At 69.8% G+C, this 15,420-nt stretch carries 10 protein-coding genes; 2 read left to right on the top strand and 8 right to left on the bottom strand.

The window, feature by feature from the left end; translation table 11 throughout:
• The first annotated feature begins 31 nt into the window (after positions 1 to 31).
• Positions 32 to 700, top strand: a complete 669-nt coding sequence (hisH, locus tag MRB47_RS16655; protein WP_011804213.1) for an imidazole glycerol phosphate synthase subunit HisH — start codon at positions 32 to 34, stop codon at positions 698 to 700.
• 58 nt (positions 701 to 758) lie between these two features.
• The gene (gene hisA, locus MRB47_RS16650) at positions 759 to 1,502 is read left to right on the top strand and encodes a 1-(5-phosphoribosyl)-5-[(5-phosphoribosylamino)methylideneamino]imidazole-4-carboxamide isomerase (RefSeq protein ID WP_220638560.1); all 744 of its coding nucleotides are present in this window, start codon (positions 759 to 761) and stop codon (positions 1,500 to 1,502) included.
• Positions 1,503 to 1,508: 6 nt separating this feature from the next.
• Here hisA and MRB47_RS16645 read toward each other — a convergent pair whose 3' ends face one another.
• From MRB47_RS16645 to MRB47_RS16610, 8 genes are all read right to left on the bottom strand, one after another.
• Positions 1,509 to 2,705 carry a spherulation-specific family 4 protein gene (locus tag MRB47_RS16645; RefSeq protein ID WP_252101240.1) on the bottom strand — a complete coding sequence of 399 codons (1,197 nt, stop codon included), beginning with the start codon at positions 2,703 to 2,705 and terminating at the stop codon, positions 1,509 to 1,511.
• Positions 2,706 to 2,775: 70 nt separating this feature from the next.
• Positions 2,776 to 4,149 carry an exopolysaccharide Pel transporter PelG gene (gene pelG / locus MRB47_RS16640; RefSeq protein ID WP_013517775.1) on the bottom strand — a complete coding sequence of 458 codons (1,374 nt, stop codon included), beginning with the start codon at positions 4,147 to 4,149 and terminating at the stop codon, positions 2,776 to 2,778.
• Positions 4,149 to 5,681: a GT4 family glycosyltransferase PelF gene (gene pelF, locus MRB47_RS16635; RefSeq protein WP_252101239.1), complete on the bottom strand. Its 1,533-nt coding sequence runs from the start codon at positions 5,679 to 5,681 to the stop codon at positions 4,149 to 4,151. Before pelF ends, pelG begins: the two co-directional genes overlap by 1 nt.
• Entirely contained in the window at positions 5,678 to 6,679 is a 1,002-nt protein-coding gene (locus tag MRB47_RS16630; RefSeq protein ID WP_011804218.1) for a membrane protein, read from the bottom strand. The genes pelF and MRB47_RS16630 overlap by 4 nt, the downstream gene beginning before the upstream one ends.
• Entirely contained in the window at positions 6,672 to 8,066 is a 1,395-nt protein-coding gene (locus MRB47_RS16625; protein ID WP_011804219.1) for a PelD GGDEF domain-containing protein, read from the bottom strand. The genes MRB47_RS16630 and MRB47_RS16625 overlap by 8 nt, the downstream gene beginning before the upstream one ends.
• A gap of 7 nt (positions 8,067 to 8,073) precedes the next feature.
• Positions 8,074 to 8,628 carry a hypothetical protein gene (locus MRB47_RS16620; RefSeq protein ID WP_011804220.1) on the bottom strand — a complete coding sequence of 185 codons (555 nt, stop codon included), beginning with the start codon at positions 8,626 to 8,628 and terminating at the stop codon, positions 8,074 to 8,076.
• A 21-nt stretch (positions 8,629 to 8,649) separates the two neighbouring features.
• The gene (locus tag MRB47_RS16615; RefSeq protein WP_252101238.1) at positions 8,650 to 12,540 is read right to left on the bottom strand and encodes a tetratricopeptide repeat protein; all 3,891 of its coding nucleotides are present in this window, start codon (positions 12,538 to 12,540) and stop codon (positions 8,650 to 8,652) included.
• Positions 12,500 to 15,331 carry a bifunctional glycoside hydrolase 114/ polysaccharide deacetylase family protein gene (locus tag MRB47_RS16610; protein WP_252101237.1) on the bottom strand — a complete coding sequence of 944 codons (2,832 nt, stop codon included), beginning with the start codon at positions 15,329 to 15,331 and terminating at the stop codon, positions 12,500 to 12,502. Before MRB47_RS16610 ends, MRB47_RS16615 begins: the two co-directional genes overlap by 41 nt.
• Positions 15,332 to 15,420 lie beyond the last annotated feature (89 nt).

Genomic DNA, 15,420 nt, shown 5'->3' with positions numbered 1-15,420 from the left:
TGTAACGCTTATCCATCAAGCGCAAGCAGCTATGAATAGTGAAGCAAAAACCGTCGCGGTCGTAGACTACGGCATGGGCAACCTGCGCTCCGTCTCGCAGGCCGTGCAGGTCGCGGCGCAGGGCAGCGGTTTCCGGGTAATGGTCACCGCGCACCCCGATGAGGTACGCGCGGCCGACCGTGTGGTGTTGCCCGGCCAGGGCGCCATGCCGGACTGCATGCGCGAGTTGCGGGAGTCGGGCCTGCTCGAATCCGTGCTGGAGGCTGCCGCATCCAAGCCGCTGTTTGGCGTATGTGTGGGCATGCAGATGCTGCTGGACCACAGCGCCGAGGGCGACACCCCCGGGCTGGGCCTGATCCCGGGCGAGGTGCTCAAGTTCGACCTGGCCGGGCGCACCCAGCCCGACGGTAGCCGCTACAAGGTCCCCCAGATGGGCTGGAACCGCGTGCGCCAGGCGCGCCACGGCGGCGTGGCGCACCCGGTATGGGCGGGCGTGCCCGACGACAGCTACTTCTACTTCGTGCACAGCTTCTACGCGCGCCCGGCCAACCCGCTGCACTGCGCCGGCGAGGCTGACTACGGCGGCCCCTTTGCTGCGGCCATCGCACGCGATAATATTTTTGCTACCCAGTTCCACCCGGAGAAAAGCGCCGAGCACGGCCTGGCGCTGTACCGCAACTTCTTGCACTGGAAGCCCTGATTCTTCAACCCGGCAGGGCCGGGCCTTGTGCGGCTCGCCCCATTCCCCGCTCACCATCATGCTGCTCATCCCCGCCATCGACCTCAAGGACGGCCACTGCGTACGCCTCAAGCAAGGTGACATGGACCAATCGACCACCTTTGGCGAAGACCCCGCCGCCATGGCCCGCAAGTGGGCGGATGCGGGCGCGCGCCGCCTGCACCTGGTGGACCTGAACGGCGCGTTTGCCGGCCAGCCCAAGAACAAGGCGGCCATCAAGGCCATCCTGGCCGAGGTGGGCGCCGACATTCCGGTGCAGCTAGGCGGCGGCATCCGCGACTTGGACACCATCGAGCGCTACATCGACGCCGGGCTGCGGTACGTCATCATCGGCACGGCCGCGGTGAAGAACCCCGGCTTCCTCAAGGATGCGTGCAGCGCGTTTGGCGGCCACATCATCGTGGGCCTGGACGCCAAGGACGGCAAGGTGGCCACCGACGGCTGGAGCAAGCTCACCGGCCACGAGGTGGTCGATCTGGCGCGCAAGTTCCAGGACTGGGGCGTGGAATCCATCATCTACACCGACATCGGCCGCGACGGCATGCTCTCGGGCATCAATATCGAGGCTACGGTTAAGCTGGCCCAGGCCCTCACCATCCCCGTGATCGCCTCGGGCGGCCTGGCCGGCATCGCGGACATCGAGAAGCTCTGCGAAGTCGAAAACGAAGGCGTGGAAGGCGTCATCTGCGGGCGCGCGATCTACTCGGGCGACCTGGACTTCGCCGCGGCCCAGGCGCGCGCCGACGAACTGGCCGGCGCGTAGGAAAGCTCAGCAGCCGGGCAGGGCGCGGCCCTTGTTGATGGCGTCCGCCGTGCCCAGCATCTGCTCCCAATAGGCCGGAAGCGTGGCCCAGGGGTTGCCCGTGTTCGTGGGGTAGTCATAGTGCCGGTCCGTGGCGTAGACCAGGCCGGTGTTGCGCTGAGGCGTGTTGGCGGACCGCAGCACCTCCTGCATGGCGCCGCAATTCGCCGCGTCATGCACCAGCGCCGCCTGCGCGCCGTTGGCCAGGTTGTAGACCCACTTGTTTGCGGGCTGGGGGGTGACGCTGCGGTAATCGACGGCCTGGCCCTCGAAGCTCACAAGGGCATCGACCACGCTGGCGGAATCGGCGACCGGGTAGGTGCCAGGGTTGCCCACCACGCGCAACCGGGAGTCCAGGCCCTTGATGTACTGGTAGATCTCGCGGTAGAAGCCCAACTGCTTGCTGGTCGCGTCCATCTCGTCGAGAAAGAAACCATCGACCTGCGTGCCGTAGATCTTGCGGTAGTTGTCGACGTTGCGCTGGATGTCGGCGACCGAGCGCGCTCCTGTGCCATAGCGGGTGTAGACGTAGCCCAGCACCTTTCCGCCGTTTTGCCGGAAGGCGGTGATGGCCGCCGTGAACAGGGGGTCTTCCTTCGTGAAGATGCCGTTGCTCGGGTTCAGGATGGCCGTGATGGGCACCGCCGGAAAACTCTGCGCGCCGCTGGCCAGCTTTTCCCAATCCGAACCGGGGCCCGCGCTGAAGTACGCCGGGACCAGCAGTTCCAGCGGCTGGGGCTGCGGGCGGATGTACAGCGTGCGCGTGGCGGCGCCGGCCTTGTCCTGCGTTGCCGCCGCGAGGGCCTGCAACTGCATCTCGCCGGCTTGCGCGGCGGTCAGGCTGGAGGTGGCCACCCCGCCGCGGGTCTGCGGCTGCACGGGCGCGAAGCTGGCGCTGGCCGGGCCGCTCAGGGTGATGGCCGTGCCGTCGGGTGCCGCCGCGCCGGCGATCTTGACGCTCAGCTGCAGTTGCACGGGAGTGTTGACGGTATGCACGTTGTCGGCTTCGGCAGGGGCGGTGAAGGCCACCTCGGCGCTGGATGCGGCGGGCGAAGAGCCGGAGTCGCTTCCCTGGCCCGATCCGCCGCCGCAGCCGGTCAAGGCCGCGGCCAGGGTCAGCAGGGATGCGGCAAGGGGATGGGAGGGGCGCGAACGGAGATGCAATGGCGTTTTGGGGAGTGCTTGCGGGACTGGCAGCGGCGATTGTGCCCACAGCGCCGGTTCCCGAATCGCTCTATTGCAGCATGAAAGTCTGGTACTCCAGCCGATGCAGGCGCCGCGACAGCAGCAGCAGGCCTGCGGCCAGGGTCAGCAGGGTGGCCAGGGCGAAGCCGTAGCCATACAGGGCGGCGCCGAACGCCAGGGTCAGGCCCGTGAGCGCCACGTTGAGCAGCACGAACATGGCGCACAGCAGCAGCACGGTGCGCCGCTGGTCCAGGTAGAAGAACACGTTGAGCACGGCCATCAGGCCCACCTGCAGGCCGGCGCCGACCACCTGCACGTGCAGCAGCGGCAGGTACAGGCGCGAGATGCCCAGGGTGTCGAGCAGCCAGGGGCCGGCTACGAAGGTCACGAGCACGGCCAGGGTCTGGATCTTGGCGATCTCGCCCAGGCCCTGCTGGATGGCGTAGACCATCTCATCGCGCATGGCCTCTATGTATTCGAGCGAGCCGCCGCCGCGCACCGCGTCGTAGAACTTGTCGTAGTACTCGACGAAGTCGGTCTCTATGCGCACCAGGAACACCGCCATGCCGGGGATGATGGACAGGTAGGACAGGAACACCGGCAGGTCGTAGATCAGCGAGGCGCGCAGGTGGCCGATGATGGGCTGCGAGGTGGGCGGGAAGAACCAGAACATGAACTTGTCCGCCCAGATGCCCAGGTTGTAGAGGAGGCCCACCGCCACCAGCGACGGGTAGAGCTTGTCGGGCTGCAGGAAGTCAAAGGAGATCAGCTGCCGCGCGGGATGGAACTCCTTGACCACCAGCAGCCACATGCCCGCCAGCAGCACGAAGTGGCCGAGCACGAAGGCGCCCAGCAGCCCCTCCAGGCCCCAGGGGCGCAGCAGCAGGGCGCTGGCCACGATCAGCCCGTAGGCCAGGCCGAACAGGCCGACGATGGCCTTGTAGCGCTTCATGCCCGACAGCAGCACCGTGAGCACCCATACGCCGCTCATCAGCATGAAGCCCGCCAGCATGAGCAGCCGGTAGGCCAGGCCCAGGCCCGGCAGCACGATGAACAGCGCCAGCGTGGCCAGAACCCCAGCCCCCAGCAGCACGATCACCATCAGGCCGTGCAGGTTGGGCATGACCAGGTGCTTGTGCTTCTCGAACAGGCGGTCGGAGATGAAGCGGGTGAACGCGAGCTGCACCAGGCTGGTGTAGATCAGACTGCTGGCCACCAGGTAGGTGACCGAGGTCTGGAACTGCGTCACCAGGGTGGCCGGCACGACCACGCTGGCGCTGAAGATGCCGACGAGCAGGATGCCGACGATGGACAGCACCCAGGGCCCCGAGCCGATCACGCCCGCGTAGGCGTAGGCCTGCACCAGGCTCAGCAGGGTGTTCTTGCGCAGCATGTGGCGCAGTTCGAATCCAATGCCGGCCATCAGGCTGCTCCCGGGGTGCGTGCCAGGGCGTGTTCGTAGACCTGGCGGTAGCGGTCGAACATCAGGGTGTCGGTGTAGTAGCGCTCCACGCGGGCGATGGCCGCGCGGCTGGCGGCCTGCCAGGCGGCGGTGTCACCCAGCAGCTGCAGGGCGGCATCGGCCAACTGCTGCGGCTCGGCGATCGGCACCACCGCGCCAGAAGGCCCGAGCGCGCGGTCTTCCTCGTCGAGCCCTTCGAGGAGCTGGCGGCACGAGCCCACGTCGGTGGAAACGGCAGGCACGCCGGCCGCGTAGCCTTCGAGCAGCACCAGGGGCAGGGCTTCGCTGATGGAGGACAGCACCACCAGGCCGATGCGCGGCATCAGGTCCTCCACGCGCTGCATGCCGAGGAAGCGCACATGCTCCTGCAGGCCCAGGCTGCGCACCTGGTTACTGCATTCCTCGGCATAGGCCGGGTCTTCCTCGGCGGGGCCGGCGATCCAGCCCTGGGCGTCGGGGCGCTGGTTGACCACGCGGCGCATGGCGCGGATGAAGGTCTTGATGTCCTTGATGGGCACCACGCGCCCTATCAGGCACAGCACCGGCGGCGGCTCAAGCGGCCGCTGCGCGCGCAGCGGGGCGAAGCGTTCGAGCTTTATGCCGTTGGGGATGTTGGCGGTGCGCTCGGGCGCGGCGCCGTCCTGCACCTGGCGCAGCCGGTTGGCCTCGTACAGGGCCAGGATGGGATCGGCATGCGCGTAGCAGTAGCGCCCCAGCCACTCGAAGAAGTGGATCCACATCTGGCGGAAGTACGACAGCTCGGTCGGGTCGCGCTGGAAGATGTTGCGGTTGTCGCGTATCCACTCGCTCTTGAACAGGTCGATCTTGCGTTCCTTGGTGTAGATGCCGTGCTCCGACAGGATGAGCGGCACCCCGCGCGTCTGCGCCAGCAGCGCGCCCAGGAAGCCCGCGTAGCCGGTGGAGGCGCAGTGCACCGCGCGCACGGGGATCAGCTGCCGCGCCACGCGCGCCAGCAGCCACAGCGGCTGCAGCATGAGGCGCACGGTCCAGAAGAAATCGACGAACGAGGGGTCGGCGCAATGTGCGCGGTAGATGCCGCAGATGATGTCCCAGGCGCGCTTGCTGTAGAGGAAATCCCCGAGCTGCACGGATCCGCCGGGCATCATCTGCTGCGCCACTTCGCGGAATGCCTCCATGGCTCGGGGAGCCGCCGGGCCCTGGTCGAAGGCGTCCAGCAGGCGCTGCACCAGCGCCTGGCCCTGCGCGTCGCCCCTGCGCGCGGCCGGCTGCGGGTGCCAGTGGGCCTGCTCGTGCAGGAAATGCTCCTCGAAATGCACCACGTTGTCGGGCAGCGGGTACTTGAAGCCGCCGTAGTCCTCGCGCCGGCTGCCCAGGAAGACGATGGCGAAGCGGTACTCGGGGTAGGCGCGGATGATCTGGTTGATCCAGCTCGACACTCCGCCGCTCACGTAGGGGAACGTGCCCTCCAGCATCAGGGCGATGTCGGCCGACTGTGCCTTGGGGTGGTTCATGGCCGCTGGCTCCAGTAGTCGATTACGGGGCGCAGGCGCGGCAGCGCTCCCCATTGCCTGAGCTCGCGCATCAGCGCCTGCGCCTGCGCGTGGTCGCGCCGCTCGAAGGCCAGCTGCGCCAGGTAGGGCAGCACCCGGGTCGCGGGCAGGCCCAGGGCGCGGGCTTTGTCGTAGGCGTGTTCCGCTTCCTGGGTGCGGCCCAGCGCATGCAGCAGGCGCCCGCGGCGCAGGTGCATGGCGGCGTTGCCTTCCTGCCGCTGCAGCACCAACTGGCAGTAGCGCAGGGATTCCTGGATGGCGTGCGCGTGTAGGTCGCCCTGCACCAGCGCCTGGTACACCAGCTCCCAGTACAGGTCGGACAGGCGGTGCGCGCTTTGCAGCTGCTGGCTGCTGTCCGGGAGCGCGGCCTGCAGGGCGTCGAGCTCGCTGTCGATGGCGCGGTTGATGCGTTTCTCCAGGTTGTCGAGCATGCCGTAGGCCAGTAGGCGCAGGTCTTCGCTCGCGTCGCCGAGCACGCTGCGCAGGAGCGGCGAGGCCGTGCGCCCCGAGGCGTATTGCAGCGCGGCCATGGCGCGCATGCGCGCCTGTACCGGCACCTGGGCGTTGGTCAGGAACGAGTGCAGGCCGGCGTGGCGGAACTGGCTCTGCCGGCGCTGGTGCTGGTCGAATTCGGGCAGCTGCACCGCATCGAAGTCTTCCGGGAGCGACCTGCGGCGGTACAGGCGCAGGATGACGAAGGCCGCTATCACGCCCAGGAACCCCGCCACGGGCACGGCGTAGCTGCAGGCCGTCATGAGCAGCAGGGTGGCCCAGCGCGGCTTGGACAGGCGCGGCGGCAGCAGCGGCAGCAGCGACAGCGACAGCAGCACGCTGGCCGCGGCGTGCAACAGCAGATAGCTGGCCAGGGCCGCGTCCGAGCGCTCGGCCAGCAGCCATGCGCCGCTCCAGGCGCTGACCTCCAGCCCCAGTGCCGACAGGCCTAGCTTGAGGTTAAGCATGGGCGATGGCGTGCAGGCGCTGCACGGTGCGCACGGGCTGCGCGCTGTCGGGCTGCACCACGTGCGGGAAGATGCCGGCCTGGGCCAGCGATTGCTGGCTCTTGTGCTGCATCCAGCCCTCCAGGCGGTGGATGTAGCCCTCGGCCGTGGTGGCGTTGCCCAGCGGCATGAGCACGGCCAGCACCTGGCGTCCGGGCGCCTCGATCCGCCAGACCTCGTCGAGCTCGCGCTTGAGGCGCTCGATCTGCGGGGGCAGGTCCTGCTCCAGCGCGCGTTGCTGGAGCTCCAGGGCCACGACGATGCTGGGCACCTGGGTGCTTCTGTGGATGTGGGCCAGGCGCTGGAGCTCGAAGGCGAAGAGCGGCGGGCAGTCCGGGAACTGCTGCACGATGGGCTGGGCCAGCTGGCTCATGGACAGGCCGTCGGTGTAGTAGCCCAGCAGCAGCTGTATGGTCTGCAGGCTTTCCTCCTGCAGGGCGAAGAAGGGCATGTCCTGTACCACCAGCAGGCCGTACATGTCGCCCGCCAGATCGAGCAGCGGCGCAGCGACCAGGTAGCGCGTGTCCTGCTGCGCCGTCACGGCCTGGCTCACGTGGCACAGCTGGCCCGTTTGCAGGGCCTGGCGCACCAGCGGGTCGTCGGCGTGCAGTCCGTCGTAGGCGCCTATGCTGGCGCTGGGCCGGGCGGCGGCGTGCCCGTCGGACACCGCGTGCATGGCCGCGCACTCCAGCTGACAGTACTGCGACAGCAGCCGCAGCAGCGCCTGCGGGGCGAGGGCGTCGCCGCCGTCCTCGCTCCCGGCGTGGCGCAGCGCCGCGAGCGCGTCGCGCATGGACATGGGGCGGGCGATGAGTTCCTGCTCCAGGCGGTCGTGCGACAGGCGCAGCAGGTAATGCTGGCGCACCAGGTGCTCCAGGCGCTGGTCCAGGTACAGCTGCAGGGTCTCGGCGCGGCGCGTGCGCGCCTGCCAGAGGCTGGAGAACTCGCCCACCAGCATCACCAGGATCAAGCCCCCCAGGAAGTACAGCTGGGGGAAGTTGCCCCAGTGCCCCGCGTTGAGCCCCAGCCAGCAGGCCAGCAGCACGCTGGCGCCGCCCAGGCCCGCCATGGGGCCGTAGCGCAGGGCCAGCACCACGGGCGCCAGCCAGGGCCATGGGAATGTGGCCTGGATCTGCAGCGGGTCCTGTGGCGCCCAGGCCAGGCCCAGTGCGACGGCCAGCAGGGGCAGCAGCAGGGTCTCGCCCACGGTGACGGCGGGATGGGTGGCCGCGATGGCCAGCCTGCCCAGCAGATGCCTGGGCAGGCCCGTGCCTGGGAGCGCCCGTGGACGGGCGTTTTCACCGGCCGTCTGGCGGCGTGCGCCGGGGCTGTCGGAGGGTGTTGGCATGCGGCGTTCAGCGGCTGCCGGCCAGGCCGGATTGCAACAGCTTGCGGATCAGCTTCTGCGCCACCGCCGACAGCGCCTCGCGGCTCCAGCCGCTCTGGCCGCCCGAGCCGCTCCACAGGGTGTCGCCCGTGGCCACGTCCAGAATCTGCAGGGTGACGCCTGCGGCGGGCTCACCGTCCACGCCCACCTTGTAGCGCCACTCCTCCACGCTGCCCGCGAGGGCGTAGCGGATCTTCTGCTCGCGCGCCCAGGCCAGCGCGTCTTCGGAGCGCTGCGCGTCGCCGGCGCCGAACAGCGCTTCCTGCTGCGTGGTGGCGGGAGTGCGGCGCACCTGGCCCACGCCCTGCGCGCTCAGCAGCGCCTGGGCGATGGCCTCGGCGCGCTGGCCCGCCAGCGGGGTCTCGGTGTGGTTGGCGAAGGGCAGCACCACCCAGCTCGCCTGGCGGGCCAGCTGCGGCGGGTGGCTCTGGTCCAGGGTGGAGCAGGCGCTGAGAAGGGCGATCGCGCCCGTGGCCAGCAGCAGTCCCAGCTGGCGTGCACGAGAGGGGCGGCGGTGGAGCATGAAGGGTTCTCCTCGATGGTCTTAAAAATGAAGCCGGTACGACAGTTCCAGCACGCGCGTGAGTCCCAGGGACTGCACGCCTGACTTGCCCAGGCCGAAGCTCAGGCGCAAATGGTCCGGGCCCAGCACGCTGCCGGCCAGCCCCAGGCGCAGGTCGTAGCCCGCGCCCAGCAGGCTGTGCCGGGTGAGGCTTACGCTCGCGAAGGGCCGCAGCGCGCGCGTGTGGTCCTGCTCGAAGCGCATGTTGGTGGACAGCCGCACGCCGTAGAACTGGAAGCTCTCGGGCAGGAAGTAGTCCAGGCCCAGGCTCGTGACGCCCGCGGGCGCGAAGCGCTGCAGGAAGTCCTGGCCCTGCTGGCCCAGGAAGAAGGGGTGGCGGCGCTCGAAGCGGTGGGTGGACCAGAAGGCGCCCCATTCCCACGTGGGCGCGTCCTGGCGGTAGGCGTGCGAGTATTCGATCGCGGTGTGGCGCCCGCGGCCCACCTCGGCGCCCGTCTGCAGGCGGTACTGCTCGCTCCACTGCGACAGCAGCAGGCTGTCCTGGCGCGTGGCCTGGTAGCGCAGGTGAGCGGCCACGCGCGTCTTCATGCCGCCCAGGCGCAGCGCCAGGCTTTCCTCGCTGGGCAGGTGCCAGCCCAGTTCGCCGCGCAGGGACAGGCGGTTGTCCAGGCGCTGCTCGTGCTCGATGGACAGGGGCGTGGTGTCCGCGTACCCCCGGCGGCTGGCCACGCGCAGCCGGGTCTCGCCGTCGGCATGGCCCCAGCGCAGCAGCGCGCCCGCGATGTCCTCGCCGGGTGCGTCGCGCAGCTGGTCGGGCGCCGTGACGCGGCGCTGGATGCGGCTCGCGTCCAGGTCCAGCGACAGGCGCGGGCTGATGGCCAGGTGCAGCCGGGCCTCGGCCTGATCTTCGTCGATGGCGCCCAGGTCGCTGTGCCGCGAGAGCATGCCGGCGTGGTCGCTGAAGGCCAGCAGGTTGTCCGTGAGCTGCAGGTGCAGCGGGTTGTCGTCGGGCTGGCTTTCCTGCGTCTCGAAGGCGGCGCTCTGCGCCAGGCGGATGTCGCCCACCGCGGCAGCGGTATTGACGCGGTCGTAGCGCGGCAGGCGCTCGTCGAATTCCTGCAGCAGCTGGCCCGCGGCGGCCTTGTCGTCCTCGGCCAGGGCCACGGTGATCTCGGCCCACAGCGGGCGATTGGTGCGCAGGCTGCGGCTGCGCGCGTACTGGTGCCACAGGAAGCCGCGTTCGGCCGTGTATTCGCCGGCGTCCTGCAGCCAACCTATGGCGGTTTCGGCCGCGGCGTTGGAGTAGCCGCCCTGGGCATCGCGATCCAGGCGCAGTAGCTCGCGCAGCACCTCCTGTGCAGGGTCGCCGGGCCTTTGCAGCAGGATCAGGCGCGCGCGGGCGACGCGCTGCGTGGCCTCCAGCCCTTCCTCGGTGAGCCAGCGCTGGCGCGCCTGCGCGGGAGTCAGGCGCCGGCCGTTCCGCCCCTCCTGCCATTGTTGCGACAGCAGGTGGCGGCGCAGGCGCCAGGCGCGATCCGCCTCCTGGTTCTGCTCCAGGGCATCGGCGTAGTTCATGAGCCAGAGGAAGTCGCCTTCGCGTTCGGCCACATGGGGGCTGAGGTAGCGGTGCAGCGCCACCTGGGGCAGCGACAAGGCCTGGTAGGCGGCCGCCAGCGCCTCATGCAGGTCCTCGTCCGCGCTCCAGGCCTGTTCGTGCGCGGCCAGCAGCCGGCGGATCGAGGCCGCGTCGTTGCTGTCGATGAGCAGCCACAGCAGTGCCTGGCGCATGTCGGAGGACGCCGGATCGATGGCCAGCCCCTCTTCGTAGTACTGCCGCGCCTCTGCGAACCGCCCGGCGTTGTGGTGGTAGCCGCCCACCAGGCGCAGGAATTGCCCCGAGCGGCGCATTCGGGCCAGGGAATGGCGCGCGGCGTCGGGGGTGGGGTCGAGCTGATCCAGGGCGTGCGCGAATTCGTTCCACTGGTTGCGGCTGGAGTACAGGGTCAGGGCCTCGATCAGGTGGCGCGGCTCATCGTGCTGCTGCCAGGCCAGCAGTGCCACCTTGGCGGCCTCCAGGGGCTGGTCCTGCTGCAGCAGGCCGATGAGTGCGTCGTAGTCCGCGACGTCGGCATGTTGCGCGTCCACCAGCTTGCGGTAGGCGGCAATGGCGAGCTGGTCGCGCGCCCGGCTCCTGGCCAGGTCGCCCGTGAAGCGCCACAGCTCGGCGGCCGCTTCAGCGGACGCAGGAGGGTGGTCCTGCACGGCCTGCAGCCATTGCAGGCCCAGTTCGGGCTGGCGGTGCTGCAGGGCCAGCACGGCGGCATGCATGGCGCGCTCGGGGGTGATCTGTGCAGGGTCGGCCAGCAGTTGCCGCCAGGTCTGCAGGGCCAGATCGGGCTGGCCTGCGCGTTCGGCCAGCTGCGCCAGCAGCTCCAGCGCCTCGGGGTCCTGCGCGTGCTGGCGCAGGTAGTCGATGGCGGGCTGGGGTTCACCCAGGCGTTCCTGCGCATCGACCAGGGCGCGCATCAGGCGCGGGTCGCCGGAGCGGCTGCGCAGCTGGTGGCGCAGCGCCTGCACCAGCGCTGCATCGTCGAACTGGCCCGGCGCCAGCCGCAACACGGCCTGCCAGGCGGCGTCCTGGTTCGTCTGGCGCGCCAGGACGAGCCAGTTCTCCAGCGCGATGCCGGGGCGCTGCGTCCACTCAGACACCTGTGCCAGGCGCTCGCGCCATCGCATGTCGGCGGGGTTCTGGCGCACCGCGGCGTTGGCGATGGTCCAGGCGTCCTCGAGCTTGCGGTTTTCCAGGAACACCTCGTAGCCCAGGGTGTAGGTCTTGTCGTCGAAGGGCAGGGCGGGCGAAGGCCGGGCGGAGGCCTTGTCCGCCACCTGCTGCGCGAGGCGCAGGGCCGGATGCACGAGCAGGTCGGCGCCATCGTCGAACACCGGCCCCGCCAGCGCGGCAGGCGGCTGCGGGCGCCAGGCGACGGGCCGCAGCGCGAAGTCCTGCTCGGCGCTGGCCCATTGGGTGACCTGCCGTTCGAGCGCCATGCGCAGCAGGCGGCGCACGTAGTGCTCGGCCACGTCGGGGCGGCCTGCGGCGCGTGCCAGCTGCGTGAGCATGAACAGGGTCTGCGGGTCGTCGGCCAGGGGGCCCAGCTCGCGCTCGGCCAGCTCCAGGGCGGCCGCGGTCTGGTTGCCCGACCGCAGTGCGGCAATGGCCGCGCCGTAGTACGCCTTGGCCTGGGCTGGGTCGGGGGTGCTGTCGCGCGCGGACAGGTAGAGCTGCGCGCAGCCCTCGTAGTCGCCGCGCGCCAGCGCTTCCCTGGCTTCGCGCTCGTAGTACAGGGCGGCCTCGCGCGGGTCCTGCGGGGCTTCCCGGCGACTGAGTGCCAGGGCGATCTCCTGCTCGCCGAACTGGCCGGCCAAGGCTGCCAGCCTATCCTGCCGCTCCTGGGGCCAGCTTTCCTGCGCCAGCTGGCGTATGTGCCGCCGCAGCCCATCGAGCAGCGCGAGCCGCCTGTCAGGCTCGCGGTCCGGGACATGCCGGTACTCGGAGTGGAGCAGGTCCCATTGCGCCCACAGCGCTTCCTTGCGCAATGCGGGGTCGGCCGAGTCCAGGGCGGGCTGCAGCGTCGTGCGCGCGCTGGCGGTGTCGCCATGGGCGATCTGGCGCTGCGCGAGCAGCAGGCGCAGGCGCGGGTTGTCGGGGTCGCTGCGCAGCAGGTTGTTCAGGTAGGCGGTGGACAGCTCGGTCTCGCCGCTCGTCGCCAGGCGCTGCTCCAGATTCTGGCGCGGGTATAGCAGCCACAGCGCGCCGCACGCCATGGCGGTGAGCAGCGCGACGAGCCAGTTGGGCGCAAGGATGGGCCGCTCAACGCTCTGGGCAGAGGATCTGGATCTGGGCGGCGGCATCGGGCAGCTTGAACTGTTGCACTGCGGTGCGGTCCTGTGCGGCAGGGCGCAGGGCGGTGAGGGTGCGCTGGCCGGCGCGCACCTGGCAGGCCTGGGTGTTGGCCAGGGCAAACTCCAGCGGCACATGGCCCTGGAGCGTGAATTGCACGCGCCGGCCATCGCCCTCGGCCTGCCAGTCGACCAGGCGGGCGTTGGCGTCGTGCAGGTAGGGGGTGGCGGCCTCGCGGCCGTCCGTTTGCAGGAAGGCGGACGGTCCGCTCAGGTGCACGTACAGGCCTTCGCCGCCCCGGCGCCAGCCCGCCACGGCCTGGCTGGCGCCTAGCCGGGGCAGCCCCAGCGCCGGGGGCAGCCGCACGGTGCGCAGGGCGCCATTGCTGCTGCGCAGGCGCCAGCCCTCGCCATCGCGGGCCATGGCGTAGTCGTAGAAGTCCTGCACCTTGGTGACGAACTCGGAGGCGTGTACGGGGTGCAGGGGCTGCGCGAGGGCCCAGTCGTAGACTTTCTTCAGCGCCTTGAGCGCGGCGGGCTTGCTGGCCGAGTAGGTGTGGTAGTAGATGCCCACGGGCTTGATGCGCCGGGGGCTGTCCGTCATCTCGAAGGTCTCTATGGCGCGCTCGAAACCGTAGTACGGCCCCGTCCACAGGTTGGTGTAGATGTTCTCGTTGGTGATGGGGGCGTAGACCTGCAAGAACCCGCCCTTGCGGATGCCCAGCGCCCCCACGGCCGTGAGCGAGGGGTTGGCGCGGCTGATGGAGGTGTCGCCGCCGTTGATGTTCAGCAGCCCGGCGCGGTGGGTGATCTCCAGCGCACGGGCGCTGGGCGCCGTGTCGCCCGTCCATTGCAGGACCTTGACGGGCTTGCCGCTGGGCGCCAGGCGCTCGTTGATGTAGTGGCTTGAGCCCACGATCTCGCGCTCCAGGTCCATGGTGTAGCCGGGAACCACCAGGGACTGCGCCGCCTCCGGGTTCTCCTTGAAAAGACCGTGCTGCACGTTCGCGTCCCACAGGAAGGGGTGGCTATAGGTATGGCTGCCGACCTCGATGTGGGGCAGGCGGAAAATCTTGCGCGCCACTTCCTCCATGCGCGGGCTCAGGCCGGGGTACAGGCCGTCGGGAGCCACCTCGGCTTCGATGACGGACATGGTCTGGGGGATGCGGTACTTCTCGAATATCTCCTTGAGCAGCACCTGCGCGGCCAGCGGGCTGCCGGGGAACTCCGCCAGCGAGGGGAAGCCGTCGCCGTCCACATGGGCCAGCAACAGGCGGCGGCCGTTCTCCGTGGTCGTGTCGGGCACCGGAATGGCGGGCAGGCGCAGGGCCTGCTGCAGGAAGGCGAAGGGATCGACCAGCCAGCGCGCGTCCTCCGTTCCGGGGATCTCGAACAGCACGTTGGGGTCGAGAATGAAGCCGCCCCAGGGGGTGATGGCGCCGCCAACGAAGGTGCGGCCGCGGGCGTCGCGCAGCTCCACCAGGGGCTGGGCCTGGCGCGTCATGTCGGGCGCCAGCTGCACCAGCTCGGTCTGCCGGGAGGGCAGGGGAAGCGGGTTCTCCAGCCCCATCATGGGGGCGAGCTGCACCTGGCGCAATGCGCCCTGGGGCTCGGCCCTGTCGAGCGCCAGCCCCAGGCTGCGCGTGAGGGCGCGGTCGGGCGCCATGCCCCAGTCGCCCACCACCGCCAGCGGCATGCCTTCGTGGATGCGCGCCTGCAGCCATTGGCTCAGGCCGGCGCGTTTCGCCGCAGGCACGTAGCCGGAGAACCAGCTCACCACGCCGGCATAGCGGTCGCGCGCCACCAGGCCGGGCAGGCTGTCGCGCACGTCCACGTAGTCCGTCACGTAGCCCATGTGGTTGAGCGGCATCTGCAGGAAGCGGTGGGCGTTGGCGTAGTTGAGCGCGGGCGATTCGCCGCCGTTGTAGAGCACCAGCACGCGTCGCGGCACCGGCTCGATGCTGCCCATGCCGATGGTCGCCAGCTGCGCGTCGGTGACCCAGGGGATGAAGCCGTCCTGCAGGATCCTCTGAGCGGTGGCGCGCGTGAGCGCCCGGTCGTGCGGCGAGACGTAGTCGATCACCAGCACGGGCAGGCCGTCGCGCTGCCGGACGGTGCGCAGCTGGTCCATGAGCCATTGCCGGTCCTGTTCGGGCACTTCCTCGTAGCGCCGGGTCCTGGCATTCCAGCGCTGGTAGAGCGATTCGGCGGCCACCATCTCGACCATGCCCCGCACCCGCGGCAGGATGTCGAAACCCCGGTTGAGGATGAGCCGTATGCCGGGGAAGCGCTGGTGCAGCGTCTCGATCACCCGCACCAGCCCCTGCTGCTGGGCCTGCTCGTCGAACGTGCCCGCCAGGCGGTAGGAGTCCAGCGTGTCGAGAAAGAACCCCCGAAAGCCCCGCTCCCACAGGGGGGCGACGACGCGGCTGGCGAAGAAATCGGGCCATGCCGCCACGCTCTGGTCGATGACCTCGGACTGCCAGTCCTGGTTGCGCGCCAGCTTCCAGTCCGCCGGGATGTCCGCGTGGTAGGCGCGCGAGGGCTGCACCTCGGTCACCGAGACATAGGCGTACACCTTGGTGGCGGGCTCCAGCGCGCGGGCCTGGCGCGCCGCCTCGTGGTCGGGGTCCACCACCAGCAGGTCGAAGGCGCGGAACTCGCCCAGGGGAATTTCATGGCCGTAGTACAGCGCCACCGCGGGCGTGGCGGCCTGGGCGCTCCAGGCCAGCGGCAGCAAGGCCAGCCCCCATGCCAGGCGCGTGCACAACTGCAACAACTGCAAAAGGAAGCGGAGGGCCATGGGACCGTAAGGGGCTGCCAATAGGGTTTTGGAGGGCTTGCGTACCCAAACTTCAAATTGTATGGGGCGCAGAATCACATCGATTGATT

It is taken from the genome of Diaphorobacter sp. LI3, from assembly GCF_022807955.1.
Taxonomy (GTDB): Bacteria; Pseudomonadota; Gammaproteobacteria; order Burkholderiales; family Burkholderiaceae_C; genus Diaphorobacter; species Diaphorobacter nitroreducens.
Note: the sequence above shows the minus strand (reverse complement) of the source record. Positions and strands in the feature narration are given on the sequence as shown.

What these genes read in the sequence shown, in the direction of transcription:
- hisH (WP_011804213.1), top strand. Translation starts at nt 32, where the DNA reads ATGAATAGTGAAGCAAAAACCGTCGCGGTCGTAGACTACGGCATGGGC.
- hisA (WP_220638560.1), top strand. Translation starts at nt 759, where the DNA reads ATGCTGCTCATCCCCGCCATCGACCTCAAGGACGGCCACTGCGTACGC.
- pelG (WP_013517775.1), bottom strand. Translation starts at nt 4,149, where the DNA reads ATGGCCGGCATTGGATTCGAACTGCGCCACATGCTGCGCAAGAACACC.
- pelF (WP_252101239.1), bottom strand. Translation starts at nt 5,681, where the DNA reads ATGAACCACCCCAAGGCACAGTCGGCCGACATCGCCCTGATGCTGGAG.
- MRB47_RS16630 (WP_011804218.1), bottom strand. Translation starts at nt 6,679, where the DNA reads ATGCTTAACCTCAAGCTAGGCCTGTCGGCACTGGGGCTGGAGGTCAGC.
- MRB47_RS16625 (WP_011804219.1), bottom strand. Translation starts at nt 8,066, where the DNA reads ATGCCAACACCCTCCGACAGCCCCGGCGCACGCCGCCAGACGGCCGGT.
- MRB47_RS16620 (WP_011804220.1), bottom strand. Translation starts at nt 8,628, where the DNA reads ATGCTCCACCGCCGCCCCTCTCGTGCACGCCAGCTGGGACTGCTGCTG.
- MRB47_RS16615 (WP_252101238.1), bottom strand. Translation starts at nt 12,540, where the DNA reads ATGCCGCCGCCCAGATCCAGATCCTCTGCCCAGAGCGTTGAGCGGCCC.
- MRB47_RS16610 (WP_252101237.1), bottom strand. Translation starts at nt 15,331, where the DNA reads ATGGCCCTCCGCTTCCTTTTGCAGTTGTTGCAGTTGTGCACGCGCCTG.